24 protein-coding genes are annotated in these 26,391 nt (G+C 70.5%); 10 read left to right on the top strand and 14 right to left on the bottom strand.

Features of this window, described 5'->3' with window-relative positions; genetic code table 11:
* Nucleotides 1-173: 173 nt before the first annotated feature.
* Nucleotides 174-794: a methyltransferase domain-containing protein gene (locus AB0F17_RS03500; RefSeq protein WP_358015501.1), complete on the bottom strand. Its 621-nt coding sequence runs from the start codon at nucleotides 792-794 to the stop codon at nucleotides 174-176.
* A 71-nt stretch (nucleotides 795-865) separates the two neighbouring features.
* Here AB0F17_RS03500 and AB0F17_RS03505 point away from each other — a divergent pair, with 71 nt between their 5' ends.
* On the top strand, nucleotides 866-1,303 hold the full coding sequence (locus tag AB0F17_RS03505; RefSeq protein ID WP_358015504.1) for a MerR family transcriptional regulator: 438 nt from the start codon (nucleotides 866-868) through the stop codon (nucleotides 1,301-1,303).
* Between the two features lie 26 nt (nucleotides 1,304-1,329).
* Here the strand turns inward: AB0F17_RS03505 and AB0F17_RS03510 are convergent, their stop codons facing one another.
* From AB0F17_RS03510 to AB0F17_RS03530, 5 genes are all read right to left on the bottom strand, one after another.
* On the bottom strand, nucleotides 1,330-3,360 hold the full coding sequence (locus AB0F17_RS03510; protein WP_358015507.1) for a serine/threonine-protein kinase: 2,031 nt from the start codon (nucleotides 3,358-3,360) through the stop codon (nucleotides 1,330-1,332).
* A 2-nt stretch (nucleotides 3,361-3,362) separates the two neighbouring features.
* Nucleotides 3,363-5,492, bottom strand: coding sequence for a protein kinase (locus tag AB0F17_RS03515; RefSeq protein WP_358015510.1), 2,130 nt, complete (start codon nucleotides 5,490-5,492; stop codon nucleotides 3,363-3,365).
* Between the two features lie 92 nt (nucleotides 5,493-5,584).
* Nucleotides 5,585-7,108 carry a serine/threonine-protein kinase gene (locus AB0F17_RS03520; protein ID WP_358015513.1) on the bottom strand — a complete coding sequence of 508 codons (1,524 nt, stop codon included), beginning with the start codon at nucleotides 7,106-7,108 and terminating at the stop codon, nucleotides 5,585-5,587.
* 211 nt (nucleotides 7,109-7,319) lie between these two features.
* Nucleotides 7,320-8,153 carry a siderophore-interacting protein gene (locus AB0F17_RS03525; RefSeq protein WP_358015516.1) on the bottom strand — a complete coding sequence of 278 codons (834 nt, stop codon included), beginning with the start codon at nucleotides 8,151-8,153 and terminating at the stop codon, nucleotides 7,320-7,322.
* 173 nt (nucleotides 8,154-8,326) lie between these two features.
* Entirely contained in the window at nucleotides 8,327-9,301 is a 975-nt protein-coding gene (locus tag AB0F17_RS03530; protein ID WP_358015519.1) for an alpha/beta hydrolase, read from the bottom strand.
* A gap of 118 nt (nucleotides 9,302-9,419) precedes the next feature.
* Here AB0F17_RS03530 and AB0F17_RS03535 point away from each other — a divergent pair, with 118 nt between their 5' ends.
* From AB0F17_RS03535 to AB0F17_RS03545, 3 genes are read left to right on the top strand one after another with little or no spacing between them, the layout of a single operon-like run.
* Nucleotides 9,420-10,316 (top strand): ABC-2 family transporter protein, encoded by an 897-nt coding sequence (locus AB0F17_RS03535; RefSeq protein WP_358015522.1) that lies wholly within the window; start codon nucleotides 9,420-9,422, stop codon nucleotides 10,314-10,316.
* On the top strand, nucleotides 10,309-11,097 hold the full coding sequence (locus AB0F17_RS03540) for an ABC-2 family transporter protein (RefSeq protein ID WP_358015525.1): 789 nt from the start codon (nucleotides 10,309-10,311) through the stop codon (nucleotides 11,095-11,097). The genes AB0F17_RS03535 and AB0F17_RS03540 overlap by 8 nt, the downstream gene beginning before the upstream one ends.
* Before the next feature lie 2 nt (nucleotides 11,098-11,099).
* Complete coding sequence (locus AB0F17_RS03545; RefSeq protein ID WP_358015528.1) at nucleotides 11,100-11,861, top strand: ATP-binding cassette domain-containing protein; 762 nt, start codon at nucleotides 11,100-11,102, stop codon at nucleotides 11,859-11,861.
* A 29-nt stretch (nucleotides 11,862-11,890) separates the two neighbouring features.
* Here AB0F17_RS03545 and AB0F17_RS03550 read toward each other — a convergent pair whose 3' ends face one another.
* Nucleotides 11,891-12,328: a hypothetical protein gene (locus AB0F17_RS03550; RefSeq protein ID WP_358015531.1), complete on the bottom strand. Its 438-nt coding sequence runs from the start codon at nucleotides 12,326-12,328 to the stop codon at nucleotides 11,891-11,893.
* 167 nt (nucleotides 12,329-12,495) lie between these two features.
* Between AB0F17_RS03550 and AB0F17_RS03555 the strand changes: the two genes are divergently transcribed.
* Both AB0F17_RS03555 and AB0F17_RS03560 read left to right on the top strand, forming a co-directional pair.
* On the top strand, nucleotides 12,496-13,029 hold the full coding sequence (locus tag AB0F17_RS03555) for an MFS transporter (protein ID WP_358015534.1): 534 nt from the start codon (nucleotides 12,496-12,498) through the stop codon (nucleotides 13,027-13,029).
* 49 nt (nucleotides 13,030-13,078) lie between these two features.
* Nucleotides 13,079-13,840, top strand: a complete 762-nt coding sequence (locus tag AB0F17_RS03560; RefSeq protein ID WP_358015537.1) for a YcnI family protein — start codon at nucleotides 13,079-13,081, stop codon at nucleotides 13,838-13,840.
* A gap of 158 nt (nucleotides 13,841-13,998) precedes the next feature.
* Here the strand turns inward: AB0F17_RS03560 and AB0F17_RS03565 are convergent, their stop codons facing one another.
* From AB0F17_RS03565 to AB0F17_RS03575, 3 genes are read right to left on the bottom strand one after another with little or no spacing between them, the layout of a single operon-like run.
* Nucleotides 13,999-14,979, bottom strand: a complete 981-nt coding sequence (locus tag AB0F17_RS03565) for an ABC transporter permease (RefSeq protein WP_358015539.1) — start codon at nucleotides 14,977-14,979, stop codon at nucleotides 13,999-14,001.
* Nucleotides 14,966-15,949: an ABC transporter ATP-binding protein gene (locus tag AB0F17_RS03570; protein WP_358015542.1), complete on the bottom strand. Its 984-nt coding sequence runs from the start codon at nucleotides 15,947-15,949 to the stop codon at nucleotides 14,966-14,968. The genes AB0F17_RS03565 and AB0F17_RS03570 overlap by 14 nt, the downstream gene beginning before the upstream one ends.
* A complete protein-coding gene (locus AB0F17_RS03575) occupies nucleotides 15,946-17,118 on the bottom strand; it encodes a DUF2092 domain-containing protein (protein ID WP_358015545.1) in 1,173 nt (390 codons plus the stop codon). Before AB0F17_RS03575 ends, AB0F17_RS03570 begins: the two co-directional genes overlap by 4 nt.
* 127 nt (nucleotides 17,119-17,245) lie before the next feature.
* On the opposite strand from AB0F17_RS03575, the gene AB0F17_RS03580 reads away from it, so the two are divergent.
* On the top strand, nucleotides 17,246-17,920 hold the full coding sequence (locus AB0F17_RS03580) for a response regulator transcription factor (protein ID WP_358015548.1): 675 nt from the start codon (nucleotides 17,246-17,248) through the stop codon (nucleotides 17,918-17,920).
* The gene (locus AB0F17_RS03585) at nucleotides 17,913-19,259 is read left to right on the top strand and encodes an ATP-binding protein (protein ID WP_358015551.1); all 1,347 of its coding nucleotides are present in this window, start codon (nucleotides 17,913-17,915) and stop codon (nucleotides 19,257-19,259) included. The genes AB0F17_RS03580 and AB0F17_RS03585 overlap by 8 nt, the downstream gene beginning before the upstream one ends.
* A gap of 69 nt (nucleotides 19,260-19,328) precedes the next feature.
* On the opposite strand, the gene AB0F17_RS03590 is transcribed toward AB0F17_RS03585, so the two are convergent.
* Nucleotides 19,329-20,198, bottom strand: coding sequence for a LysR family transcriptional regulator (locus tag AB0F17_RS03590; RefSeq protein WP_358015554.1), 870 nt, complete (start codon nucleotides 20,196-20,198; stop codon nucleotides 19,329-19,331).
* 552 nt (nucleotides 20,199-20,750) lie between these two features.
* On the opposite strand from AB0F17_RS03590, the gene AB0F17_RS03595 reads away from it, so the two are divergent.
* Both AB0F17_RS03595 and AB0F17_RS03600 read left to right on the top strand, forming a co-directional pair.
* On the top strand, nucleotides 20,751-21,803 hold the full coding sequence (locus AB0F17_RS03595) for a neutral zinc metallopeptidase (protein WP_358015557.1): 1,053 nt from the start codon (nucleotides 20,751-20,753) through the stop codon (nucleotides 21,801-21,803).
* A gap of 136 nt (nucleotides 21,804-21,939) precedes the next feature.
* Nucleotides 21,940-23,775, top strand: coding sequence for an LCP family protein (locus tag AB0F17_RS03600; protein WP_358015560.1), 1,836 nt, complete (start codon nucleotides 21,940-21,942; stop codon nucleotides 23,773-23,775).
* A 43-nt stretch (nucleotides 23,776-23,818) separates the two neighbouring features.
* Here AB0F17_RS03600 and AB0F17_RS03605 read toward each other — a convergent pair whose 3' ends face one another.
* From AB0F17_RS03605 to AB0F17_RS03615, 3 genes are all read right to left on the bottom strand, one after another.
* Nucleotides 23,819-24,559 carry a maleylpyruvate isomerase family mycothiol-dependent enzyme gene (locus tag AB0F17_RS03605; RefSeq protein ID WP_358015677.1) on the bottom strand — a complete coding sequence of 247 codons (741 nt, stop codon included), beginning with the start codon at nucleotides 24,557-24,559 and terminating at the stop codon, nucleotides 23,819-23,821.
* A 144-nt stretch (nucleotides 24,560-24,703) separates the two neighbouring features.
* On the bottom strand, nucleotides 24,704-25,198 hold the full coding sequence (locus AB0F17_RS03610) for an ATP-binding protein (protein ID WP_358015563.1): 495 nt from the start codon (nucleotides 25,196-25,198) through the stop codon (nucleotides 24,704-24,706).
* A gap of 118 nt (nucleotides 25,199-25,316) precedes the next feature.
* Nucleotides 25,317-26,270: a sugar-binding transcriptional regulator gene (locus AB0F17_RS03615; RefSeq protein ID WP_358015566.1), complete on the bottom strand. Its 954-nt coding sequence runs from the start codon at nucleotides 26,268-26,270 to the stop codon at nucleotides 25,317-25,319.
* Nucleotides 26,271-26,391 lie beyond the last annotated feature (121 nt).

Below are 26,391 nucleotides of genomic sequence, written 5' to 3' on the forward strand. Positions count from 1 at the left end.
TATATCGAGATCATTCTTGCGCGCCAGCCCCAAACGGGTTGTCCCGATGAGCGCCGGGAGCGCCCGTTCGTGACCGCGCCCGGATTTCGCTTTTGGGGTGCTACCCGTCGGTGGTGATGGCAAGTTGGAGACGACGGCCGGTGGGATGTCGGCGGGGAAGCTGTTATCTGCGGTCATGACGGCCTGCCGGTTGGATTGTCGGCGAGCACGCAGGCGACGGGCGGGTCGAGCTCGAGGGTCTCGACCCGGAGGTGGGTGAAGCCGGCCTGGGTGAGCAGGTCCTGGAGTTCTTGGGCGGCTCGGGTCGTGGTGTCCCGGGTGGCGCCGGGGGAGCGGGGCTGGCTGACGAGCGCGATGCGTCCTGCGGGGCGGAGCAGGCGGCGCAGCTCGAGAAGCCGCTCCACCGGGTCGGGCCAGAACCCCGCGGAGTTGACGGCGAGGATGGCGTCGAGCGGATCGCCGAAGCTCGGCAACTGCTCCACGGAGGCTTGCGTGAGGTGCACGCGGTGAGCGCGGACGGCGGCGGCGTTGCGGCGGGTGGCTCGCCGGACCATGGCCCGCGAGTGGTCGACGCCGTAGACGTGGCCCCGGGTGGCGCGGGCGGCGAACTCGGCGATGGCGACGCCGGGACCGAAGCCGATCTCGAGCACCCGGTCGGTCGGCCGCACGTCCAGCAACGACACCGCCCAGATGTTGCGCTGCCGGTTGGAGGGGCGGTGGGCGAACATCCAGCCGTTCGCCCACCCGACGATGCCCCGGGGGTGACGAGCCTGGCCCACCAAGTATCTGATCACGCGTTGCTTGAGAGATGTACCTGCTGTCTGCATGATCGCCAGTCAACGGCTTCAAGTACGCTTGAAGTCAAATGGATGAGCAGCTGACGATCGGCGAGCTGGCGAGCCGCACCGGTATCGCCACCTCCGCTCTGCGCTACTGGGAGGAGCTCGGCCTGCTCCCGGCACCGGCCCGGGTCTCAGGCCAACGGCGTTATCCGCCGTCGGCGGTCGGGCTGGTCGGTGTGGTGGTGTTGCTGCGAGATGTCGGTTTCACGTTGCGGGAGATCAAAGCGTTCATCGCGTCTCGTTCGCCGGCCGGCGACGGCTGGCGGGAGCTGTACCAACGCAAGCTCACCGAGCTGGATCAACGGATCGCCCAGGCCCAGGTGGCACGCACTGCCATCGCCCATGGCCTGGCCTGCCCGCACAAGGACATCTTCGAGTGCTCCACCTTCGTCGGCGGGGTCGCGGCGCTCCTGGCGGGCTCTTCTCTCGAAGAGGCTCACGAAGCGGCTCATTCGCACTGATCGGCGGCCCGTGCCGGGCCGGACGATCACTTCCAGCTGTACCAGAGGCTGATCGCCTTGAGCTGCTTCGCGGGTCCCTCGGCCAGGAGGCGCTTGATCTTGCCATCGAGGCCGACCAGGACCACACGGGTGGTGCCGCCCTTGGTGACCAGGGCGAGAATGTGCTCGCTGTCCAGCCAGCCGCTGAACGTCGTGTTCTCGTCCCCCGGTACGACCGCCTTCCTGGTGCCGGTGACCACGTCCCACAGGCAGACGTCCCTGGGCTTGCCCGGGCAGGCGGTGGAGAACACCGTGGCGGTCTCCGTCCCGATGCGCAGCGTGGCGGCGCTCCTGTGCATGAGGTCGCCCATGCCGCGGAACGAGCGGATCACCGTGCCGTCCAGCCCGACGAAGCTGATCGCGCCGTCCCTTTCCTGACGCATCAGGGTTGAGGCGTCCGGGCCCCAGGAGTAGCCGCCCTTGTACCCTCCGGCCGTCAGGCGTGAGCGGACGGTCTTGGTCGCGGCGTCCACGATCACGAACCCTGCCATGGTCCGCAGGTCCGTCTTGCCGGTGTAGATCGTCATGAGCAGGTGACGGCCATCCGCGTTCCACGTCGTGCCGATCGTGTCGCCGGGTTTGTCGGCGGTGCGGAGTTCCACGTCCTCGCCGGTGGCCGTGGTGACCAACCTGATCGTGTTGTAGTCGGTACGGTTCAGCGTCGTGGTGGACAGGGCGGCCACGTAGGTACCGTGCGGTGAGACCGTCGGCTGCTGGAAATTTCCGAAGTACTCGAATGTGCCGGTCTTGGCGTCGCGGACGTAGGCGGGAGCGCCCTCACCCAGCAGCAGGGCTCCGTAGGCGGAGCTGACCCAGACGGGGTCGGCGGGGTTCTCGTGCAAGGTGATCTTCGTTTCGGGGATCTTCGCCGTGGTCGTCGCGGTCGTGGGGATCACTTCGTCGACCGAGACCGTCGGCGCGCCGGATGGCGCCGAGGATGGGCCGCCACTCTGGCCGGTGCCGGCAGTGGTGGCGGCGGTCCCCGGTGTGCTCGTCACGGTCGTCGTACGGGCGAGCTTGATCGTGACGGGCACCGCCACGGCTGCCACCAGCACCGCGGCGGCGGCCACCCCGATCAGCGCGAGCCGCCGCCGTCCGAGGCGCCGCCCGGGGACTGACGTCGAAGGGGACGGCTCCGGGGGTGTCTCATCAGTTCGCGCTCCGTCAGAGGGCGGCGAGGCGGATCTGGTGCCCTCGGTGAGCAGGCCCTGCGGCGGGACCGGGTGGCCGAGCAGGGTGAGCAGCGCCCGGGCGGCCGTCGGGCGGGCTGCGGGGTCCTTGGCCAGGCAGCGGGCCACCAGGTCACGCAGGTCGCCCCGCAGGTCGCCGAGGTCCGGTTCCGCGGTCAGGATCCGGTTGAGCACGGACGGCAGGTCTCCCGAGCCGAAGGGCGGCTTGCCCGTCGCGGCGCACACCACCGTGGCCGCCCAGGCGAACAGGTCCGCCGGCGGCCCGGATCCGGCGCCGCCGAACTGTTCGGGAGCCATGTACGGCGGGGTGCCCACCAAGTGGTCGCCGGTCAGCTCGCTGGAGTCCAGCGCCCGCGAGATGCCGAAGTCGATCACCCGGGGGCCGTCCCTGCCGAGCAGCACGTTGCCCGGTTTGAGGTCCCGGTGCACCACGCCGGCCTGGTGGATGGCGGCCAGCGCGGTCAGGCTGCCGATGGCCAGGCGGCGCAGTTCGGCCTGCCGCAGCGGCCCCCGCTCGGCGAGGACCCTGGCGAGTGAGGGCCCGTCGACGTACTCGCTGACGACGTACGGGACGCCGTTCAGCTCTCCGGTCGCCAGCACGGTCGCCGTGCAGAACGCTTTGACCCGCCGCGCGAGCTCGATCTCCTTGGCGAACCCGGCCCGGTCCTCCTCCCCGGCCGCGCGCGTCAGCAGCTTGATCGCGACCCGCCCCCCGTCGGCCGACTCGCCGAGGTAGACGACCCCCTGGCCGCCCTGGCCGAGCCGGCCCGCGACCCGGTACGACCCCACCTGAGCGGGATCGCCCGTGAGCAAGGGACGCGGTTCCATGGTCACGGAGCCTTGGGCGCGAACTGCCGGGCGCTGTTGTTCGGGGCGAGGTCCGCGAGCACCCGCCCGACCTTGCCCAGGAAGTCGACGATCTTGACCTGGGCCCGGCCCTTCTTGGCGGTCTCCTGCACCAGGATGTGGTCCTCGTCGAACCAGCCGAGCAAGTAGGACTCGTCCTTGATGCCGGGCACGGTGGCCTTGCGGTCACCGGTCGTGGCGTCCCAGATGCAGACCTCCTTGTCATCGGGGCAGACCGTCATGAACTGCTTGCCCGACGGGGAGTACCAGGAGACGTCACGGGGCCTGCCCACCCAGTGCATGCTGTGCGTGACTTTTCCTGACATGTCGTACGTCTCGATGCCGTTGCTCTTGGGGCTCCTGTAGCCTCTGGCGATCTTGCCGTCCGGAGTGAACGCGAACGGCAGGCTGCTGGTGTCGCTGTACTGCGTCTTCACGGCGGTGGCCGTCCGCGCCCGCACGTCGACGACCACGAAGCCGGTGATCCGGTCCCGCTTGGCGTTCATGGTCGACAGCAGCAGCCGCCCACCGTCCCGCGACCAGGCGGGGTTCATGGTCTGCGCGGGTTTCTGCACCGTGTTGACGGTGAAGGACTCCTTGGTGTCCAGGTTGGTGAACCGCACGTGATCCATGTCCGAGCTCTGGAACTTGACCCACGGGTTGAGCGCCACCCAGTCGCCCATCGGCGACACGCGCGGCTCCTCGGCCAGGCCGACCTCCTTGAACTGGCCGGCCCGGTCCCTGGCGAACGCCTTGAACGGCCTCTTGACCTGGAGGTAGGCGGCCAGCCGTACGGGGTCGGCGGAGTTCTCGTGCAGGGTGGCGTCGATGTCGGCGAGCTTGACGTCCTTGTCGGCCTTGGGCGCGACGCTGGCGACCGGCGCGCTGGTCACGCTCGGGGTGATCGGGGGCGCGGTGGTGATGACCGAGGTGGGCACGCTCGTGGCGGCCTCGGATCGGACGAGCCCGGACGGACGGGGCGCGGACGGGCCGGACGCCACCACGATCGGCCGGCGGGTCAGCGCGTAGACGCCGACGCCGGACACCAGGGTCCCCGCGAGGAACGCCACCACGGCGATCAGCACCCCGCGGCCCCGCCGTACCGGCAGAGTGGCCGCGACGCCGGCCGAATCCTGCCCGGTCGACGGGGAATCCCGCCCGGCCGACGGCGGCAGTGACCGCGGTGGCGAATCCGGCGACAAAGGCGGCTGCGAGTCCGGCGCTAATCGCGGCGGCGGCAGGCTGTACGGCTGCCCGGACGGCGGCGGCAGCCGCGCGGTCAGGAAGTTGGTCTCCCCCACCAGCCGCAGCAGCACGTCGCTCGACGTGGGACGCAGCGCGGGATCCTTCGCCAGGCAGGCCAGCACCAGCTCACGCAGGTCCCCGAGGTCGGGCAGGTCCGGCTCGCCGTTGGTGATCCGGTTGACCGTGCCCGCCATCGAGCCGCCGTCGAAGGGCGAGCGGCCGGACGCCGCGGCCACCAACGTCGCCGCCCAGGAGAACAGGTCGGCCGGCGGTTCCGCCGTGGCCCCGCCGAGCCGTTCGGGCGCGGTGAAGGCGGGAACGTCCACCTTGCGGGTCGTGGCGGACGCCGTGCCCGCCATCGCCCGGCCGATGCCGAAATTGATCAACCGGGGCCCGTCAGGACCGAGCACCACGTTGCCGGGCCGGATGTCGCCGTGCACGACGTTCGCCTGGTGGATGGCCACCAGCGCGGTCGCGGTCCCGACCGCGAGCCGGTGCAGCGCCGAGTTCCGCAGCCGCGTGCCGGCCGCGGTCGCCTGCTCCAGCGTGGGGCCGTCGATGTACTCGCTCACCACGTACGGCCGGTCGTCCAGCAGCCCCGACCCGAGCACCTGGGCCGTGCAGAAGGCGGAGACCTCCTGGAAGGGCTCGATCATGCGCAGGAAGCGCTCCTGATCGACCTCCGGGTCCAGCAGCTTCACCACGACGAGCTCCGCGGCACCGCTGGGCGGCTCCGGAGCGTCCTCCCCCGGCTCGGGGCTCACCCCTCCGACGAATCCGACGAACACGTCCGGGCTCAGCCGTCCGATCAGCCGGTACTCACCCACCTGAATGGGGTCTTCCTCGCGCAGCGCTGCGAATTCCGGCATGCGGATTTCTCCTCCCGGCACAACCAGGCCGTAGATCACCAATTATGGTGACTTGTCACCGGGAATTGCAGGGGTTGCCCGTTATCCAGGGATCACGTGACGGTCGCGCTGGGCGTTTCCGACACCGATGGTGTGATCGACGGGCCCGGTGACTCACCGGGGCCATCCTGCGGGATCGTGGTGATGGACGCCGACGGCAGCGGGCAGCCGCGCCCGGCCGCGTTCCCGCGTCTCTTCGCCGCGGGACTGGCGCAGTCACCCGGGTCTGCATCGCCAGTCTCGTCCGGTTCGTACGTGGCCGGCGGATGCCAGCCGGTCTTCTGGTCGATCTTCCGGTCGGGCGACGGGTCGAGCAGGATGATCGGGGCGGTCGTCCGGGCCCTGGTGGCGGACATCGGGGGCGGCGAGGTGATCGCCGTGCCCGCGACGGTGCCCCCGGCCGTGACCGGGAGGCCGCTCGTCGGAACGGCCTCGGGGCGCATCGTGGAGTCGACGGTCTCGTACGGCTGGACGGCGGGCCGGTTCTCCGGCACCGGGGAGGTGCCGCCAAGGTTCAGGTCGCCACCACCCGACGCGGCGATCACGGTGACGGCCGCGATGGAGACCGTGGCCAGCGCCGCGAAGGTGGCGTGTGACAGGTGCGCCCCCGCCCTGGCCCGGCGCCGGCGCTTCGGCGCGGTCACCTCCTGCTGTTCGCCGGGCTCGGGCGCGAGCCGTACTCTGCCCGCTCCCGGCGGGTAGGGCACGGCCGTCCAGATCTCCGCGAGTACGCCCGCCACCGAGGCGCGCAGGTCCCACGGGTCGCCCACTCCCCCGGCGGCGAGCAGGACGCGCAGCAGGTCGGCGGCCTTGGGCCGGTCGGCGGGCGCCTTGGCCAGGGCCGCCTCGACCGCGGGCCGCAGCAGGGCGGGCACGCCCTCGACGCGCGGCGCCTCGAACAGGATCCGGCGGGTCAGCACGTCGTCCTCGCCGCCGCCGAACGGGTGGTGCCCCGTGGCGGCGAACGCCACCAGGCAGCCCCACGCGAACACATCCGACGCGGGCACGGCGGCCCCGCCGGTCAGCCGCTCGGGCGCCACCCAGCCCGGGCTGCCCATGATCTGCCCCGCCTGGGTGTGCGCGGCCAGCGTGTCGACGTCGCGGGCGATACCGAAGTCGATCACCCGTGGTCCGTCCGCGGACAGCAGTACGTTGCCCGGCTTGAGGTCGCGGTGGACCAGCCCCGCGTCGTGCACGGCGACCAGCGCCGCCGCCACGCCGAGCCCGGCCCCGTAGGCCAGGTCGGGTGTGAGCGGTCCGCGCGCCATCACGACCTGGGACAGCGCGGGGCCCGGGATGTACTCGGTGACCAGGTACGGGCGGTCGCGATCGGTGCCGTCCTCGATCACGGCGGCCGTGCAGAACGGCACAATTCTCCGCGAGAATGCGACTTCCTCCGCGAAACGGGCGCGCAACGTGGGATCGTTCAGGTGTACCGCGTGCGGCGTCTTCAGCGCCACCAGACCGCCCCGCGGATGTTCGGCCAGATACACGACCCCCATGCCGCCGGTGCCGAGGCGGCCCAGGAGGAGGTATCGGCCGATGATGACCGGGTCGCCCACCGTAAGCGGTCGCACGCCTGAAGGCATGTCGCTCGCACCACGCGCCATCCGGTTCGCCCTTCGCTGTCTGGGACACAGCCAAGGCACACTGTTGTCCCATTCGAGAAGGGTTTCCGCATGGTTTTCAGAAGGGGTATGGGAGGTAAGGCGGTCGTGCCCCTGAGGTGAGTAAGCGGTGTGACTCGATGGCCTGAAGTGGCGTTTTACCACCTGCCACCGAGGCCTCCTAGCCGAGCACCGCAGCCTCCTCGGCTTCGACCTGGCGGTTCCAGTCGCGCTTCACGGCTCGCCAGCCCTCGTCGTCGGCCCCGAGTCGCCAGTAGCCGGAGATCGACAGCCGCTCCATCGGCACCTGGCGATCGACCCGAAGGTGCCGCCGCAACTCCTTGACGAACCCCGCCTCACCGTGGACGAACGCGTGCACGTCACCCTCGGGGAACTCCAGCTCACGCACCGCCTTCACCAGCGCCTCGCCGACGGGCGCGCCGTCGCGGTGCAGCCAGACCAGCCGCGTGTCACCGGCGACCCGCAGCTTCTGCTCCTCCTCCGGCCCGTCCACCTCGATGAAGGCGTGGGCGGGGGCGCCGTCGGGCAGCGCCTCCAGCGAGGCCGCGATCGCCGGGAGCGCGCTCTCGTCACCGACGAGCAGGTGCCAGCCGGCCTCCGGGCTCGGCACATAGCCGCCGCCGGGGCCCAGCATGAACAGCTCGTCGCCGGGCACGGCCCGCGCGGCCCACGGCCCGGCGATGCCCTCGTCGCCGTGGTAGACGAAGTCGAGCGTCATCTCCTGGGTGTCGGGGTCCCAGGCCCGCACGGTGTAGGTGCGCAGCCGCGGCCAGACCTCCCGCGGCATGGTCTCGCGTACGTGCTGGACGTTGAAGGGAGCCGGGTAGTCGACACCCTCATGCGGGAAGACGAGCTTGACGTAGTGGTCGGTGAGACCCGAGGTGGCGAAGTCACGCAGATCATCACCACCGACCACGACGCGGATCATGTGGGGCGAGATCCGCTCCGTACGTACCACGACGCCGCGATGGTGATCTCTGGGCTTGTCAGCCATCGGACACTCCTCGAAATATTAGGTATGCCTAACCTACACTGTAATACTCCCGTGCGCAGGTCAGCGGCCACGGCGACGCGAGGCACCATTCAGGTGATATCAGCACACCCTTCACTCGCCGCGATCTCTCCAGCATGGCATCACCAAGAGAGCCTCGGCCATCAAGGGGCGGCTCAGGCCGCGTCCTCCAGCGAGGACGACCGGGTGGCCGCGACGGCGGCGAAGAAGCTCGCCATGTGCCGGAAGGCCAGCCGGCCCTCGGGCAGCACGTCCGCCAGGATCGGGAACACGTGCGGCATCCGCGGCCACTCCTCGTAGGTCACCGGCACCCCCGCCCGCCTGGCCTTGACCGCCACGCGCCGCGCCTCGTCCCGGAGCACCTCCGTCGAGCCGGTGACGATCATGAGCGGCGGCAGGCCGGTGAAGTCGCCGTGCACGGGCGACACGAGGGGGTCGCGCGGGTCCAGGCCGGAGGTCCAGCGCCGGGCCAGCCAACGGACGCGGCCGGCCGCCAGCATGGGGTCCTGCCAGCGGTTCGCGCGCTTGGGCAGGTCCGTCAGGTCGGCCCAGGGCGACAGGCAGACGGCCGCGGCCGGCAGCGGCAGGCCCCGGTCGCGCAGGGCGAGCAGAGTCGCCAGCGTGAGATGCCCGCCCGCCGAGTCGCCGCCGAACAGGACGTCCTCGGGCGCGTACCCGCGATTCAGTAAGCAGTCGTAGGCGTCCAGCGCGTCGCTCAGGGAGTCGGCCAGCTTGTGGACCGGCCCCTGGCGGTAGTCGAGGGCGAGCACCGGGCGGCGGGCCGCGACGGACAGGCGCCAGGTGATCGGCCGGTGGGTCCTGGGCGAGCAGGAGAAGTAGCCGCCGCCGTGAAAGTACAGCAGCACCTTGCCCTCGTCGGGAGCGGCGCCCGCGCGCACCCACTCCCCGCCGCACGCGGAGAAGGCGGCCGGCTCGACGTCCACGTGGCCGGGCGGGCGCAGCGGCAGCAGCCGGGCCAGGTCGCCGACCCGGGCGGCGCAGTCGATCGTGAGGGGATGGCGCATCAGGAGGTGGGAGGCCGGCTTGAGGGTCCCGCGCATCAGACCGGTGAGCGCGCGAGCCTGCCAGCTCAAGGGGTAGTCGGGAGCATCATCCCTATCAAGGTCCATGTGTCCTCCGATGAATATCCTTCCCCTAGAACATCGCTCTACTCGCAAGTAAGTATCTCCTCGCTTACGGGATTATTTCGGCAAGGTGTCGCATGGGGGCGGCGCTGGATTTATCGCGTTGCGGACCGCCGACCGGGGAGCAGATAATTCAAGGCTTCCATCGGCCGACCCGCGTGCGGGTCCAGGCACGGTTGGTCACCGTGCCATCACTCTCCGGAGGTGCAGCACCATACCCCTCTATGCCCGGCTGGTCCGGTACGGCTTCCGCAAGCACGCCACCTACGTCTGGGCGACGGTCGCGGGCGCCTTCACCAACAGCGTCTTCGGCATCCTTCGCGCCTACATCCTCATCGCCCTCTGGCAGGCCAGGCCCGGTCTGGCCGGCTACGACGTCACCCAGGCCGTCACGTTCTGCTTCATCACCCAGGCCTGCATCGGCCCGATGCAGTTGTTCGGCACCGGTCTCACGATTCCCGAGCGGATCCGCAGCGGCGACATCGCGCTCGATCTCGTCCGCCCCGCCTCGCTCCAGCTCTGGTCCCTCGCCGAGGACCTGGGCAGGGCCGCCTACCTGTTCTTCGCTCGTGGCATCCCGCCGATGCTGCTGGGCGCCGCGCTGTTCGGCATCGCCCACCCCGCGGAGCCGGGGCAGTGGCTCGCCTTCCTCGCCGGCTTCCTGGCCGGGGTGATCGTCAGCTTCGCCTGGCGCTACCTGGTCGCGCTGTCGGTCTGCTGGCTGATCGACGACCGTGGCGTGGGGGCGTTCTCGCTGGTGCTCACCACGCTCTTCAGCGGGATGCTGCTGCCGCTCAGCCTGTTCCCGGGCCTCCTCGGTGAGCTGGCCAGGGCGCTGCCGTGGGCCGCGATGGTCCAGGCCCCCACCGACCTCTACCTCGGCAAGGCGCCCGTCCTGGAGACCCTGGCGTTCCAGGGCTGCTGGGCGGTGGCGCTGCTCGCCGCCGGTGCGCTCGGCACGCGGGCCATCCGCCACAAGGTGGTGATCCAGGGTGGTTAGCGCTTATTTCCGGCTGGCCTGGACCTGGACCCGCGCCGCGATGGCCTACCCGGCCTCGTTCATCCTGACGTCCGTGCTCGGTCTCATCGTGGCGGGCACCGACGTGGCGGTGATCCTCATCATCTTCGCCAACACCACCTCTCTGGCCGGCTTCTCCCGCGCGGAGACGCTCTTCCTGTACGGCACGGCGAACGTGGCCTTCTGCCTCTGCGACATGTTCGTCAGCAACATCGACCGGATCAGCCAGCACATCAAGGCGGGCACCTTCGACACCATGCTGATCAGGCCCGTGAGCACCTGGATCCAGATGGCGGCCGACCGTTTCCTGCCGACCCGCGTCGGCCGCGTCCTGCAGGCGGCGCTCGTGCTCGGCTACTCGATCAGCGCCCTCGACCTCGACTCCGGGCGGCTCTGGATGATCCCCGTCATGATCGCGACGGGGGTGGTCATCTTCGCGGCACTGTGGACGCTGGCCGGGGCGGTGCAGTTCGTGCTGACCGACGCGTCCGAGGTGACCAACGCCTTCACCTACGGCTCCGGCCAGCTCACTCAATACCCGTTCGCCATCTACGGCCGCGATCTGGTGCGCGGGGTGACCTACGGGCTTCCGCTGGCCTTCGTCAACTGGCAGCCCGCCCTCTACGTGCTGGACAGGGACGACCCGTTCGGCACTCCGGGCTTCATGCGTTTCCTCGGGCCGGTCGCGGCCCTGGTCCTCGCTCTGCTCGCCGGGTTCGCCTGGCGTCTGGGCATCCGGCACTACCGATCCACGGGGAGTTAGGGATGATCGAGCTCGACCGGGCCGGGCGCTCGTTCAAGGTGAAGCGGAGCCTCAAGCTCCAAGGGAACCTCTTCCATGCCGTACGCGATCTGTCGTTCACCGTGGCGCCGGGAGAGTTCGTCGGCTACCTCGGCCCCAACGGCGCCGGCAAGTCCACCACGATCAAGATGCTGTGCGGCATCCTGACGCCCACCTCCGGCCGGGTGCGGGTGGCCGGGCTCGACCCCTCGCGCAAGCGCACGACGCTGGCGCGGCGCATCGGCGTGGTGTTCGGGCAGCGGACGACGCTGTGGTGGGACCTGCCGCTGCGGGACAGCTTCGAACTGATCCGGCACCTTTACAAAGTAGATCGCAATGTCTTCAAGACCCGGCTCGACGAGCTGACCGAGACGCTCGACCTGGGCGGCTTCACCCGCACGCCGGTGCGCCAGCTCAGCCTGGGCCAGCGCATGCGCGGCGACCTGGCCGCCGCGCTGCTGCACGCGCCCGACGTGCTGGTGCTCGACGAGCCGACGATCGGGCTCGACGTGGTCAGCAAGTCGAGCATCCGGGCGTTCCTGCGCCGGCTCAACACCGAGCAGGGCACGACCGTGCTGCTGACCACGCACGACCTGGGCGACATCGAACGGCTCTGCCGCCGGGTCATGCTGATCGACCACGGGCGGCTGGCCTTCGACGGCACGCTCGACGAGCTGATGGCCACGGCGCCCGAGCAGTCCACGATCGAGGACGTGGTCACCCGCCTCTACACCGGCAGCCGCTGAGCGCGCGGCCTCCCCCGCCCAGACGGCGATCAGTAATAGCCGCCCTGGGGGCTCTCCTCGTAGTCCTCGTCCTCCTCCTCGTGCCGCCGCGCCCAGCGGGACGGCGTCAGCACGGGGATGAACATCGCCACGCCGAGCAGGGCGAAGAAGCCCGTGGTCAGCATGGTCTTGTCACCGAACCCGATGTCCCTGATGATCTGGTTCACCGACGGCTCATCAGGGATGAGGGAGATCGCCCGGTTCACATCGAGGGAGTAGACCACCGTCCAGGCGAGGAGCACCATCGAGGGCACGAACGTGGCCAGCGGAGACACCCGTCCCGCCACCACGAGTCCGACGACCAGTCCCACCGCCGCCATCGCGCCGAGCGCGATCCACATCTTCTGCCCGCCCGCCGGATTGGCCGCCGCGCTGGTTAACGCCTGCTGCACGGCCCATCCGCCGCCGCCCAGTACTGCTGCGGTCACCACAACTCCGATGAGCAATCCTGCAAAGTGCCGCAACGTTCTCACCTCAATGTCTACGTGGTTCGGCACGACCCTAGCGACAATTGCCGCAAATCGACCAGGCATTGCACAGCTTGAGAGTAGAGGTCACCCGGCACTCTGCCCTCGTGAGAGCATGTGACACACTCATGCGCGCGGAACTTCCCCTCAGGCTCGCGCGGACGGCCGCCTTCACCGCCGTCTGCGTGGGACTCGCCGCGCTCGCGCACGCGATGGGCGGCGGCTCGGTTCCCGCGCCGCACACGGCCGCGCTCGGCCTCGGCGCCGTGCTGCTGGCGGCCCTGGCGCTGGGCGGCCGGGAGCGCTCGGCCCCGACGATCAACGTCGCGCTGGTGTGCGCCCAGTTCGGGCTGCACGAGTTGTTCGGCACCGACGGCACCGCCTACGTCACCGCGCACCCGCACGGCCGCGGGCTCAGTGAGGGCGCCGGCATGCTGCTGGCCCACCTGACGGCCACGCTGATCACGGGGTGGTGGCTGGCGCGCGGCGAGACCGCGCTCTGGGCGCTGCTGCACCGCCTCGGCCACCGTCTGGTGCTGCTGCGCCCGGTCGCCGTCGCGGCCGTGCGACAGGCCGTCCCGATCGTGATCGTCCGGATCGTCCCGGTCGATCCGGTCCTCCTGCACTGTGTCGCCAGGCGTGGTCCTCCACTGCCCGCCTGAACCTCTGACACCTCATTCATTCCCCTGAACATCCCAGTGGAGATTCACCATGTCTTTCACGCGTCTGTCCTTCACGCGTCGTGCCGCGACCGTTCTCGCCGCCGCCACCGCGATCACCGCCGGCCTCGCCCTTCCCGCGCTGGCCCATGTCTCGATCAACCCGGGCACCGCCGAGCAGGGCGGCTTCTCCAAGGTCGCCTTCCGGGTGCCGAACGAGCGTGACGACGCCTCGACCGTCAAGGTCGAGGTCGCCTTCCCCACCGATCACCCGCTGGCGTTCGTCTCGGTCAAGCCGGTGCCGGGATGGAGCGTCAAAGTCACCGAGGGCAAGCTGCCCAAGCCGGTCAAGACCGAGTACGGCGAGCTGAAGGAGGCCGTCACCAAGGTCGTCTGGTCGGGCGGGAAGATCGGCAAGGGTGAGTTCCAGGAGTTCGAGGTGTCCATGGGGCAGTTGCCCGAGGACACCGATCAGCTCACGTTCCCGACCACGCAGACGTACACCGGCGGCGAGGTGGTCAAGTGGGCCGACGCTCCCAAGGCGGACGGCAGCGAGGCGGAACACCCGGTTCCGACGCTCAAGCTGACGCCCGCGACCGGGTCGGACTCGCACCACGCCGACGCGTCGACCCCCGCGGCCTCGGCCTCCGCCTCCGCCGGCAAGGTGGCGGCCCCGTCGGTCACCCAGGTGGCGTCGGCGTCGTCCGGCTCGTCCTCGGACGGCACCGCGCGCCTGCTGGGTGGCGCGGGGCTCGTGGTGGGCGTCATCGGCATCGTGGTCGCCATCCTGGCCCTCCGCCGCCGCCCGTCCTGACGTCCGGGAGAGCGACGCCAACCTGACGTCCGGGAGAGCGACGCCGACCTGACGTCCGGGAGGGTGACGCCGACCTGACGTCCGGGAGGGTGACGCCGACCTGATCAAGGGGCGGACCGCCGTCGTGGCCCGGGTCGGATCTCACCGGCCCGGGCCGGTCAGGAAGTGATGTCCTTGCCCGAGAAGCGGGCCCACGCGATGGAGCCGAACAGCAGGATGTAGGCCCCGAAGACCAGCAGCCCCTGACCGAGGTCCGCGAAGTCGACCGGGCTGCGCAGCACCGCGTCGAACCGGGTCCACCAGGTGGGCAGCAGGTAGGGCATGATCTCGGCGAGCTGCGGGATGGCCCGGAGCACCTGGGTGACGATGACCAGGACCATCGTCGCCGCGATGGCGCCGATGGACACCTCGGTGAACGTCGACAGGGCCACCGCCACGGCCGCCAGCGCCGCCATGCCCGCGCCCACGTACCCCATGCTGATCAGGATCCGCAGCAGGCCGTCGGCCACCGAGACCGTGTTGCCCGACAGCAGCGTCACCGGCCCCACCGGGAACAGGATCAGCCCGGTGATGAGCGCCGACAGCGCCACCACCGCGGTGACCGCGTAAGCGAAGATCACCACGTTGAGGTACTTCACGACCAGCAGCCTCGTCCGGCCGGCCGGCGCGGCGAGCAGGTACCGCAGTGTCCCCGCGCCCGCCTCGCCGGCGATCGAGTCGCCGCCGACCACGCTCACCGCGATCGGCATCAGCAGCAGCACCAGGAAGGAGAACGAGACGAAGGTCAGCATGAGGCTGTTGCCCGCCACGGCGCCGATGAGCCCGCCGACGGCCTCGTCGCCGCTGGCGATGCGCAGCCCGATGCCGATCAGCACCGGCACGCTCGCCAGTACGGCCAGCATCACCTGGTTGCGCGGACGCCGGAACGTCAGGCCCAGCTCGGAGCCGAGCAGCCGCCAGAACGCCGACGGCAGGCGGGCCGGCGGCTGCGCGGGCCCGGGCGGCTCGGGCGGGCGCCGCTCGGCGGTGCGCATCGTCTCGGTCACCGGCACCAGCCCCGGCGTCCGGCGCTCCTGTGTCCCCGCCCCGCTCGATGGCTCGCCCGGCGTCTGACGGGTCTGCGTCTCAGCCGTCGACATCGAATCCCTCCCCTGTCAGTCCGACGAACACGTCCTCCAGGCTCGGCCGGACGACGGCCAGCCCGCGTACGGCGACGCCTTCGCCTACCAGCGCCGCGTTGATGTCCTCGGGCGCCTGCGCGCCCAGCTCCGCCGTCACCGAGGCGGCGCCCTCGTCAGGGGTGCGCACGTCGGCCAGCCCGAGCGTGCCGAGCACCCGCGCGGCGTCGGCGACGTCCGGCGTCTCGACCCTGACGCGGGTGGCCAGGCCGCCGTTGAGCGAGGCGATCGTGCCCTGGGCGACCAGGTTGCCGGTACGCATGATCGCGGCGTGCGTGCACATCTGCTCGACCTCGGTCAGCAGGTGCGAGGAGACGAAGACCGTGGTGCCGTCGGCGGCGATCTCCTTGACCAGCGCGCGCACCTCGCGGGTGCCCTGCGGGTCGAGCCCGTTGGTGGGCTCGTCGAGGATGAGCAGTTCACGCGGCCCGAGCAGGGCGGCGGCGATGGCCAGGCGCTGGCGCATGCCGAGCGAGTAGTTGCGGAACCGCTTCCCCGCCGCCGCGGACAGGCCGACCCGCTCCAGCGCCTCGCCGACCCGCTGTTTGGCGGTGCCGCCGGGAGCGGTGGGGTCGGCGGCGTCGAAGCGGAACAGGTTCGCCTCGCCGGACAGGTACGGGTAGAACGCCGGCCCCTCGACCAGCGCCCCGACGCGGGGCAGCGCGTCCGCCAGGGACAGGCCGAGCACCGAGTACTCGCCGGCCGTGGGCGTCACCAGGCCGAGCAGCATGCGGATCGTGGTGGTCTTGCCCGAGCCGTTGGGCCCGAGGAAGCCGAAGACCGATCCGCGCGGCACGGTCAGGTCCAGTGCGTCGACCGCGACCTGGCCCCCGCGAAAGCGCTTGGTCAGGCCCCGGGTGACGATCGCCGAGTCCCCGGAGGGCGGGGCCGCCCCGAAGGGCGCCCCCGCTTCCTGTGTGACGACGGTCACTTGGTGCCCGCCGCTTTGGTGATCTCCTCCGGTGTGACCGCGCCGACCAGCAGCCGGCCGTCGTCGGTCAGCAGCGCGGTGACGAGCTTGGTCTTGATCAGCTTGCCCGAGCCCCACGTGCCGCTGACCGGGGTGGCCGACTTGAGCACGTTCTCGACCAGCGCGCTCGTGTCGGTGCCGTCCGCGCCGCCCTTCCACGGCTTGTGGGACTGGCCGTCCGCCGGGGTCTGCTCCGGCTTGGCCGTCAGATCCTCCAGCGAGGCGGGCAGGACGGCGACGCTGGTCCAGCCGGAGCCGACGACCTTCACGCCCTCGGCCCTCTTTTCGGCGCTCTCCTTGGCCTTGTCCGCCTGCTGTTCGGTGTTGTCGCCGCCGATCGTCTGCTCCTTCACCTTCGCCCCCGCGGGCGGGGTGAAGGTGAAGTTCTCGGCCGCCGGCGGCGTGAACGTCACCTGGGTGAAGCCGACCTGGAAGGCCGGTTCGGCCGAGCCCTTGGCGTAGACCTGGACCTGCAACGGCACGTACGTCTCACCGTCGAGCGCCAGCCGCACCTCCTGGACCAGCGAGCCCTCGTCCTTGGGGGCGAGCACGAGCTGGTAGGCGGCCCGGCCGGCCACCTGGGCGTTGTTGGTCACCCGGATGGCGGTGTGCTCATCGGCCTTGGCCAGCAGCTTCTCCGCCACCTGCTGCGGGGTCACGTCGGCCGGCCCCGGCGTGGGCATGGCGTGCCGGGCCGTGGCGTCACCCGCCATCTTGATCTTGGTGGCGGTGTTGTCGCCGCTGTCCCAGTACCAGATCTGGTCGCCGTTGACGATCAGGTTGGACTCGTCGAACTGCGTCGGCATGGCGACCCGCATCTTGTCGCCGCCGCCGTACCAGAGCTTCACCTCGTGCGAGCCGGACAGCAGGCTCAGCGGTGACGCGCCGCCCATGTCCGGCAGTGCGGGCAGACCCAGCGACGCGGTCTGCTGCACGGTGCCGGACATGGGCGGCGGCGCCTTGTCCTTGGTGGCCGCGGCGGCGTCGGCGAGCAACTGCTGCGCCGTACGCTCCGGTAGCACGGGATCGCCGCTCACCGCGGCGATGACCGGGCCGGCCCCCATGGCTCCGGCGATCACAGCCGCGGCCGCGATCGGAACTCCCCATCTCACGAACGTGCCTCTGCGCATCTCACTCCTTAACGGTATGTCGATGACCAGAGCCTGCGTCATGCATGCTTAGGCGAGCCTGAGACCGGCTGAGACGGCTCTCAGCCTTCTCAGCGTGGTCTCAGGGCAGGAAATGGAGAATCGCCACATGAGAGTACTTGTCGTCGAGGACGAGCGGCGGATGGCGGCCGCGCTGCAGCGGGGGCTGCAGGCCGAGGGTTTCGCCGTGGACCTCGCCCACGACGGCGAGCAGGGGTTGCACGAGGCCAGGCACGGTGACTACGACATCGTGGTGCTCGACATCATGCTGCCCCGCCTGTCGGGCTACAACGTGTGCAAGCAGTTGCGCGCCGAGGAGAACTGGGTGCCGATCCTGATGCTCTCCGCCAAGGACGGCGAGTACGACATGGCCGACGGGCTCGACCTGGGCGCCGACGACTATCTGACGAAGCCCTTCTCGTACGTGGTGCTGGTGGCCAGGCTGCGCGCGCTGCTGCGGCGCGACTCCGGGCGGCGGCCCGCCGTGCTGGCGGCGGGCGACCTGTCGCTGGACCCGGCGCGGCGCAGGGTGCAGCGCGGCGAGACGGGGATCGAGCTGACGCCCAGGGAGTTCGCGCTGCTGGAATACCTGATGCGCCGGCGCGACGAGGTGGTGTCGAAGTCGGAGATCCTGGAGCACGTGTGGGACACCTTCGACACCGACCCGAACGTGGTGGAGGTGTACGTGGGCTACCTGCGGCGCAAGGTCGACTCCCCGTTCGGCAGGAACGCGATCCAGACCGTGCGGGGCGCGGGCTACCGGCTGGCGGGCGACGGTGGCTGACTCGCCGCTGACCTGGTGGCGGCGCCAGGGGCTGCGCTTCCGGCTGACGGTCGTGGCCGCCGCGGTGCTCGCGCTGGCGCTGGCGATCTCGGCGTCGGTGCTGGTGACCGTGCTCGACCGGGCGCTGATCGGCACCGTGGACGACTCGACGCGGCAGCAGGCCCAGACCGTCCGGGTACAGGCCGACGCGGGCACGCTGACCAGCCCGATCGCCACCCACGACGGCACGATCGTGCAGGTGATCGACGCGCGGGGCCGCATCACGGACGTCACCTACGGCGCCGACCGGCTGGTCCCGCTGCTGGACGCGCGGGCGCGGGCCGAGGTGCTGCGCGACGGCCAGGCCACGTTCCTGGACGGCCGTCCGTACGCGATCTCGGGGCCGCTGCGCGTGGTGGTCATCAGCGCCGACCACGGCAGGACCGTGATCGCGGCCCGGCCCATCGGCGAGATCCAGACCAGCCTCGGTACAGCCGGCCGGATTCTGCTGGTCGGCACGCCGATGCTCATCGTGCTGCTGGCCGTGGCCAGTTGGCTGATCATCGGCCGGACGCTGCGGCCGATCGCCGCGCTGCGCAGGGGCGCCGCCGAGATCACGCACACCGCCAGGTCGCGCCGGCTGCCGGTGCCCGAGTCGCGCGACGAGGTGCACTCGCTGGCCACCACGCTCAACGACATGCTGGCCCGGCTGGAGGAGGCCGAGCAGCGGCAGCGGGCGCTGGTCTCCGACGCCGCGCACGAGCTGCGCAGCCCGCTGGCCAGCATCCGGCTGCAGCTGGAGGTGGCGCTCGGCCATCCGGAGGGCCAGGACTGGCCCGAGACGGCCGAGGGCGTGATGGAGGACGCGATGCGGCTGTCCCGGCTGGCCGAGGACCTGCTGGCGCTGGCCCGCCTGGACGAGCGCGGTGGCGTGCCCGCCAGGAGCGAGCCGGTCGATCTCGACGAGGTGGTGCGCCAGACCGTCGACAGGTACGGCGAGGCGCGGCTGACCGTGTGCGATCCCGTCGTGGTCCGCGGCGACGCGCTGGACCTGAGCCGGGTGCTGACCAACCTGGTGGACAACGCCGTCCGGCACACCTCGTCGAAGGTGGAGGTGGCGCTGACCGCGGACGGGGTGCTGACGGTGACCGACGACGGGCCCGGCATTCCCGAGCAGGATCGCGAGCGGGTGTTCAACCGGTTCACCCGGCTCGACTCGGGTCGCAGCCGCGATGAGGGCGGCGCGGGGCTGGGCCTGGCCATCGTGCGGGAGACCGTGCGGGCGCACGGGGGCGGGGTGCATCTGGAGGACGCCTCGCCGGGGCTGCGCGCGGTCGTGCGGCTGCCGGTGGCGAGGTGAGTTGAGGGGGAGGGTCTCGCGTCCGGCCGGGCGCGGTAGCGGCCGAAAGCGATGTGCTCAGGACAGGGGTTAGGCCGCCGTACCTTTCTCGGCGGTGGCCAGGAAGTCCTGGGCGATCAGCGGCAGGCGGCGACGGGCGTGCACGACGGCGATGACCCGGCGGACCGCGGGTTCCAGCGAACGGACCACGAGGCCCGCCCGGCCGGCCTGTTCGGCCATGCCGCGATACCACAGTAGTGACGCCTGGCCGGTGCGTACGGCGTTGAGCCAGCCGTTGCGCTCGTCGGTTTCGAGCACCACGACCGGGCTGACGGCGTACTTGCCGAACATCGCGTCGAGCTCTCTTCGCCGGACGCTGCCCCGTGCGGGCAGGGCCAGGCGCATCCCGTCGAGCTTGCCCATGGGCACGGGATTGGGCAGTTCGAGGCCGGGCGGGGAGATCAGCACGATCTCCTGGCGTTCGAGTGGATGGGTGATCAGATCGGTGGGTACGGGGAGATCGGTCAGGCCGAGGTCGGCCCGCTGATCCCTGATGGCGTTGACGACGGCGTCACGGCCGTCGCAACGGACGATGTGCACGCGGACACCCGGGTGCTCGGCGGTGTAGGCGGGCAGCAGCCGGCCGGCCAGGCCGGGTTCGAGGCTGGGTGTGGAGGCGATGCGGAGCTCCGCCTCCCCTGTGCTGCCGTGATTGGCGAGGCTCTCGATCTCGTGTACGGCATCGAGTGCCTCCCTTGCCAGTTTGACCACCCGCCGGCCTTGTGCGGTGACGACGACACCGCGTCCGGACCTGGCGAAGAGCGTCATGCCGAGTTCTCGTTCCAGATCGCGGATCGCGCGCGAAAGCGCAGGTTGCGCGATATACAGCGATCTGGCCGCATCGGTCATGGTGCGGTGCTCCGCAGTCGCGACCACGTAGCGGAGCTGCTGGAGGTTCATGTCAAAGAAGCTAGGACACCACCTGCCGCGCGGTCCGGGACATAGCGGAGATCACCTCGAATGATTTCGGACCGTAGCCGTGCACTGCGACTTCTGTGACGGGTGATAAATCGGTATGCTTCTGCCCAAAATTCGGCAAATGCCAGAGGGTGACGTCCCAAGTCACTCATTACGGACAACCGGGTAAAAGGGGGATACACGGTGACAGGCAACGGGCAGCATCCGCCCCCGCCTCAAGGGCCAGGTCAGCCCCAGCGGCCTCCTTCTCGCCCGTGGCCGCCGCCGGGTCACCGGGAGCCGCAGCCTCAGGGTTACGGCCATCCATACCCGGTGCCGGGACAGCAGGCGCCACCCCCGGCATATCCGCCGCCCCCGCAGGGGCCCGTGTATCCGCCGCAGGGGCAGCCTTACCCGCCGCAGGGGCAGCCTTACCCGCCTCCACCGCAGTACCCGCAGCAGGGGCAGCCGTATCAGCCGGGCGGGCCGTACGGGCCGCCACAGGGTGGGCCGTGGCATCCTCAGCAGCCGCCGCCTCCCCCGCCGCGTCCGCCGATGCCGCCGGGGCAGTGGGGGCCGCCGCCGAGGAAGAAGTCGGGCACGGGGGTGGCCGGCGTTCTCGGGGCGGTCTTCGGATCCCTGGCGGCGCTGTTCGTGTTACTCGTGATCGGCGCGGCGATGTTCAAGGGCTCGTCCAGGCCCGACACGACCACGCCGGTCGCGATCCCCTCTTCGTACACGTATGACGACGACGCGACGCCCTCCCCGGACGAATCGGAGAGCTACACGCGGTCGAGCGAGCCGACGGCGACGCGGCCGAGTGAGCCGACGGCGACGCGGTCCACCGAGCCCGAGACGCCGACCCGGGCCACGCTCAACACCAGCACGAGGAACAACACCCTGTACCGGGCCGGCGCCCTGCCGAGGGTGAGCTGCCCGGCCGGCGGCGCGAACATCTTCAGCCACAGCCAGCTCAAGGCGCTGATCCTGAAGACCGGCAGGTGCATGGACCGGGCATGGGGGCCGATCATGCAGAAGCAGGGCATCCAGTTCACGCCGCCGAACTACTCGATCGTGGCCACGCGCGGCAGAGGCGCCTGCGGCGACTACCCGTCGCCGGGCAGCATGGTGCCGTACTACTGCCCGCGCAACAACACGATCTACGCCTCCACCTCGGCCATGGCCAGGGGCAACGGCAACGCCCGCGGCTACGGGGAGATCATCTCCTGGCACGGCGGGATCATCAGCATGCTGGCCCACGAGTACGGGCACCACGTCCAGAACATCTCGGGCGTGATGGACTCCTGGTGGAAGCAGACGATCGACTCGAGCAGCAGGAGCGGCAAGCTGGCACTCAGCAGAAAACTGGAGCTCCAGGCGACCTGCTTCGGCGGCATGTGGATGAGGTCCGTGGCCGCCTCCTATCCGGTCAGCACCTCGAACCGCGCCCGCCTGTTCTGGTTCTACGGGCAGGTGGGCGACTACCCCGGATATCCCCGCGACCACGGGAACAGGGTGAACAACAACCGGTGGTTCCGGCAGGGCTGGGAGAAGAACCAGGCCTTCCAGTGCAACACCTGGATGGCAGCGTCGTCGACGACCTCGTGAAGTCACGGCATGTTCATCTCAGGTTGGGCACATGTCTTGGATGTCCCTATATGGGAGCTAGACTCCTGGCAATCTTGTGCCCTACGGGGCGCTAAAACCCATGGGTTTCGCCAGGTAGGCGTGTGAAGGAGCCGGTGTGAGCAAGCGCGATGGGGTGGACACCGCGCCCGAGGGCAGGAAACGGCGCGCTCCCCGCCGCTCGGGCACAGCATCCGAAGCCGGACCGGGAAACGGTTCGGAAACCAGTTCCACGGGCGAGGCGGCGGACGCGGACGACGCACCGCCGGACGGCTCCCCCACGGACGGTCCCCCAGTCGCGGGCACCCACGGCACCCATCCGGCCGGCGCTCACCCGACCGGTCCGGGCGGCACCGGTCCGGGTGAGAAGGCCCCAGGTGGGAGGGCTCCCGGTGGCAAGCCTCCGGGCGGCAGGCCTCCAGGCGGTAAGGGCGCCCGGGGTCCCGCGTCTCCCGGTGCCGGGCGGCCCAAGCCGCGGTCCCGGCCGGGCTCGGGGGCGCCACAGTTCGCCAAGCCGCTCACTTTGGGCTCCGTGCTCGGCTGGACCCTGCTGTCCGCCCTCGTACCCGGCGTCGCCCACCTGCGCGCCGGGCGCCGCCGTACCGGTCTGATCCTGCTCGGCATCTACGTGGTGCTGGTGGCGGCCGGGGCGGCGTACGGGCTGACGCGCAACGCGACCAACCTCACCGTGTTCGCCGGCGCCGACATGCAGATGAGGGTCGTCGTCATCGCCTCGGTGCTCGCGCTGAGCTGGTTCGCCGTCATCGTGACGTCGTACGTGGCGCTCGGCCCCAACCGGCTGAACCAGCAGGGTCAGGTCATCTCCGGCATCGTGGTGGGCGTGCTCTGCGTCTCGCTCATGGCACCCTTCGCCCTCGCCGCCAACACCATCCTGACCTTCCGCCAGACGGTCGACGCCATCTTCCCCAGTGCCGGCAACAAGGATCCGGATATCGCGCCGGTCAAGGAGGACGATCCCTGGAACGGCAAGGACCGGGTGAACTTCCTGCTGATCGGCGGCGACGCGGCCGGCGACCGTACCGGCGTGCGCACCGACAGCATGACGATCGCCAGCGTGGACATCCGGACCGGCAACACGGTCCTGTTCAGCCTGCCGCGCAACCTGCAGCACGTGCACTTCCCGACGACCTCTCCGCTGCGCAAGCAGTTCCCCAACGGCTTCATGGCGGAACTGCCCAACGGCGGCCTGCTCAACGAGGTCTGGCAGTACGCCACTGACAACCCGCAGGTCATGGGCGGCAAGAACAAGGGGCCGCGCGCGCTGATGGACGCCATCAGCTACACGCTCAACCTGAAGCTCGACTACTACGCCATGATGAACATGTACGGCTTCGCGGACCTGGTCGACGCCATCGGCGGCCTCAAGATCCGCGTGGAGCGCGACATCAAGTGGGGTGGCCACTACGGCACCGCGGGCACGATCAAGGCGGGTTACAAGAAGCTGACCGGCGAGCAGGCCCTGTGGTACGGCCGATCGCGGGTGGACAGCGACGACTTCTCCCGCATGGCCCGCCAGCGCTGCGTCATCGGCGCGTTCGCGCAGCAGGCGACGCCCGACAAGATCCTGTTCAACTTCGGCGAGATCGCCAGTGCGACGAAGCGGCTCGCGCAGACGAACATTCCGAAGGAGTTGATCGAGCCGCTCGCGGGGTTGGCCGTCAAGGTGAAGAACGCCAAGATCACCAGCTTGCAGTTCGTGCCGCCGGAGTTCCTGTCGGGGCGTCCCGACTGGCTGAAGATCCGGCTGGCCGCGAGAAAGGCGATCGCCGACTCGACCCGGACGGCGCGGACCGCGCAGGCGGCGGACGTCACGTCCTCGCCCGGGACGCCCACGGCCAAGCCCTCGCGCTCGCTGGCCGCCAGACCGACCCAGACGCCCACCCAGAACAGCCAGAAGTCCGCCAAGAGCCTCTCTGAGCTCTGCGGGCTGTAAGCCCCGCTGACTCCCGGCCGTGTCTGGTGCGGCCGGGACCGTGCTACTGGGTCGCGAGGGCGAGGAGCTTGCGCAGGTAGGCGGCATGGCCGGGGTCGCCGGTGACCGACACCTCGCCGCCCCTGCCCCACAGCCAGCGCAACAGCTCGTCGGGCGACCCCGACACGACCGTCTGGGCCTGCTCGGCCGCTCTGTCTGCGGTCTCGTCCTCGACGACGACCTCGGTGGGCGACGGCCGGACGAGCCAGGCGCGCTCCCCGCCGACGACCGCGATGGCCGCCTTCGGGTCGTCGCGCACGACCTCGGCGAAGTTCTCGGGGAAGCGGACGAAGTCGTACGCGAGCATCACCTTGAGCCCCTCGTCCACCCCGTCGAGGGCCAGGTCGTCGGCGGCGGGCGTCACGGGCAGGCCGGCCGCGAGCTCGGCGTCGACCCGGTGGATCACTGTCTCCTGCGCCATGCGCCTGATCCAGAACCGGACGCTCTGGTCGGGCTCGTACCAGGTGAACGCGTACTCCTCCGGGGCCCGCGCGGCGAACTCCGCCACCAGCTCGGCATAGGAGCGCTCCAGCGCCGCCAGCGGCTTCTCGCCCGACAGGTCGGGCGGCCACGGCGTCGGCCACTCCCCGCGCAGCATCGTCTCGGCCTTGTGCAGATAGACCTCGGTGACGTGCGCGACCAGATCGGCGGCGGTCCACCCGGGACAGCTCGGCACCGGCGCCGCGTCCGGCGCGGCGGAGACCGCGGCTCTGAGCAACGCGTATTCATCGGCCAGGCAAATCATCAAGCGAGAGGCGTCCATATCCATGGGACCACCCAACCACGCGGACCCGGACAGAGCATCGCATTAATCTCCGCGTCTCGTTCCGCGTCAACCCTCGGATCGAACAGGCGCCCCCACAGCGCCCGTTCCCCTCCCGCTCCCGCGCTAGGCGGCGCTACCGGGCCCGCTCGCCACTGACATCCCGCCCCGCCGTACGGCCGGCATCCCGGGACGCCGGTACGGCAGGGCGAACCACGTCGCCTTCCCGATGCGCCCGGGGCTGGTGACGTACTTCTGGGGGTGGCATCCCCAGAAGCCTTCGGAGAGCGCGGCGACGATGCACAGTCCCCGCCCACGCTCGCTGTCGGCCTCGACGACACGGGCCACCGGCAGCGGTGAACCGCAGTCCACCAGCATGCACACGATCTCCTCGGGATCGGTGTGGAGCACCAGCTCATAGGGTGCCTCTCCATACAGAAAGGCATTTGTCACCAATTCGCTGACCATCAGCACGGCGTCATCGACGAGATCGGGACTCAGTTCCAGTCCGGTCAGCGCGTCACGGACGACCGTTCGGGCATACCGGACGGCCTGCGCGTCGTGACGCAGGGGCCAGGCATGCTGGGTGTGTGTTCGCGGGACGGATCGCAGTGGGGTCATGGCTTCTCCTTCCGCGTTCAACTGTCGAAACGTGTACGGAGGAGAGGCCAAAAAGGGCGGATCTTGAAAAATCCGGTTTCGTGGGAGGTGGAGCGGTCCCCGGTGGTGATCGTGCGGGCTAGCTCGCCTCGGCGCGCAGGCGCTCGGCGACGTGGAGGTCGGTGATGAGGACGTTGACCCAGCCGCCGTCCAGCGCGGCCTTGATCGCCGAGTATTTGCGCAGGCCGCCCGCCACCCCGACCCGCCGCTCGACGGCCCGGAAGGCGCGTACGTCGATGCCGACCACCCGCCGGTCGAAGGCCGAGTCGACCGCGCTGCCCTTGGCGTCGAAGAAGTGCAGGCAGACGTCGCCGACGGCGCCCAGCGAACGCAGCTCTTCCTGGTCGGCCTGCTTGACCGCGTTGCCGCTGCTCAGCAGCAGGGGCGAGGGTTCGAGGCTGCCGATGCCGACCAGCACGACGGTCAGCTCGCGCCACTGGGCCATGACGTCGACGACGCCGGGATCCTCCAGCAGCGCGTCGCGGATCGCGGCGGTGCCGACGACGCCGGGCGAGGGGACGAAGACGGGGCGGGCGCGGGTGATGTCGGCCAGGCGGCCGATGAGCCGGGTGGCGTGCACCTGCGCCTCGGGGCTGCCCACGCCGCCGACGAGCTGCATGACCCGGTCGGCGACCTGGGTGTTCTTGGGCTGCATGCGTTCGACGGTGGCCAGCAGCGTCTCGCTCCAGGAGGAGATGCCGATCACGTCGCCGCCGGTGAAGGTGGCGTCGAAGTAGGCGGCGGCGGCCGAGGCGAGCGACGGGATGGCGTCTTCGCGGGCGTCCTCGATGTCGACCACCACGACGTCGCGCAGGCCGTAGCGGCGCTGCAGCTCCTCCTCCAGCTCGGTGTGCACGCCGTCGGGCAGGACGACGACCGTGCGCACGATGCCGCGCGTGACCGCCTCCTTGAGCAGGCGGGAGACGCGGGGCTGGGAGATGCTGAGCGCCGCGGCGATCTCGGGCTGCCGCATGCTCTGCTCGTGGTACATGCGGGCCACCCTGGCCAGGAGCCGCAGATGCTCCGTGCTCACACCGCGCCCCCGTCCCAGATTCGGGACCACCGGCCACCGCCTCCCCGCACCCCGTGAATCGATGTTTCAGCCTACCGTTCGGCCTGTCCGAGGGGGACCCTCGCGGGTCCCCCTCGCGGCT

Origin of the sequence: Nonomuraea sp. NPDC026600 (assembly GCF_040638335.1) — a bacterium.
Lineage (GTDB): Bacteria > Actinomycetota > Actinomycetes > Streptosporangiales > Streptosporangiaceae > Nonomuraea.

What these genes read in the sequence shown, in the direction of transcription:
- AB0F17_RS03505 (WP_358015504.1), top strand. Translation starts at nt 866, where the DNA reads ATGGATGAGCAGCTGACGATCGGCGAGCTGGCGAGCCGCACCGGTATC.
- AB0F17_RS03510 (WP_358015507.1), bottom strand. Translation starts at nt 3,360, where the DNA reads ATGGAACCGCGTCCCTTGCTCACGGGCGATCCCGCTCAGGTGGGGTCG.
- AB0F17_RS03515 (WP_358015510.1), bottom strand. Translation starts at nt 5,492, where the DNA reads ATGCCGGAATTCGCAGCGCTGCGCGAGGAAGACCCCATTCAGGTGGGT.
- AB0F17_RS03525 (WP_358015516.1), bottom strand. Translation starts at nt 8,153, where the DNA reads ATGGCTGACAAGCCCAGAGATCACCATCGCGGCGTCGTGGTACGTACG.
- AB0F17_RS03530 (WP_358015519.1), bottom strand. Translation starts at nt 9,301, where the DNA reads ATGGACCTTGATAGGGATGATGCTCCCGACTACCCCTTGAGCTGGCAG.
- AB0F17_RS03545 (WP_358015528.1), top strand. Translation starts at nt 11,100, where the DNA reads ATGATCGAGCTCGACCGGGCCGGGCGCTCGTTCAAGGTGAAGCGGAGC.
- AB0F17_RS03555 (WP_358015534.1), top strand. Translation starts at nt 12,496, where the DNA reads ATGCGCGCGGAACTTCCCCTCAGGCTCGCGCGGACGGCCGCCTTCACC.
- AB0F17_RS03560 (WP_358015537.1), top strand. Translation starts at nt 13,079, where the DNA reads ATGTCTTTCACGCGTCTGTCCTTCACGCGTCGTGCCGCGACCGTTCTC.
- AB0F17_RS03565 (WP_358015539.1), bottom strand. Translation starts at nt 14,979, where the DNA reads ATGTCGACGGCTGAGACGCAGACCCGTCAGACGCCGGGCGAGCCATCG.
- AB0F17_RS03575 (WP_358015545.1), bottom strand. Translation starts at nt 17,118, where the DNA reads ATGCGCAGAGGCACGTTCGTGAGATGGGGAGTTCCGATCGCGGCCGCG.
- AB0F17_RS03580 (WP_358015548.1), top strand. Translation starts at nt 17,246, where the DNA reads ATGAGAGTACTTGTCGTCGAGGACGAGCGGCGGATGGCGGCCGCGCTG.
- AB0F17_RS03590 (WP_358015554.1), bottom strand. Translation starts at nt 20,198, where the DNA reads ATGAACCTCCAGCAGCTCCGCTACGTGGTCGCGACTGCGGAGCACCGC.
- AB0F17_RS03595 (WP_358015557.1), top strand. Translation starts at nt 20,751, where the DNA reads ATGCCGCCGGGGCAGTGGGGGCCGCCGCCGAGGAAGAAGTCGGGCACG.
- AB0F17_RS03605 (WP_358015677.1), bottom strand. Translation starts at nt 24,559, where the DNA reads ATGATTTGCCTGGCCGATGAATACGCGTTGCTCAGAGCCGCGGTCTCC.
- AB0F17_RS03610 (WP_358015563.1), bottom strand. Translation starts at nt 25,198, where the DNA reads ATGACCCCACTGCGATCCGTCCCGCGAACACACACCCAGCATGCCTGG.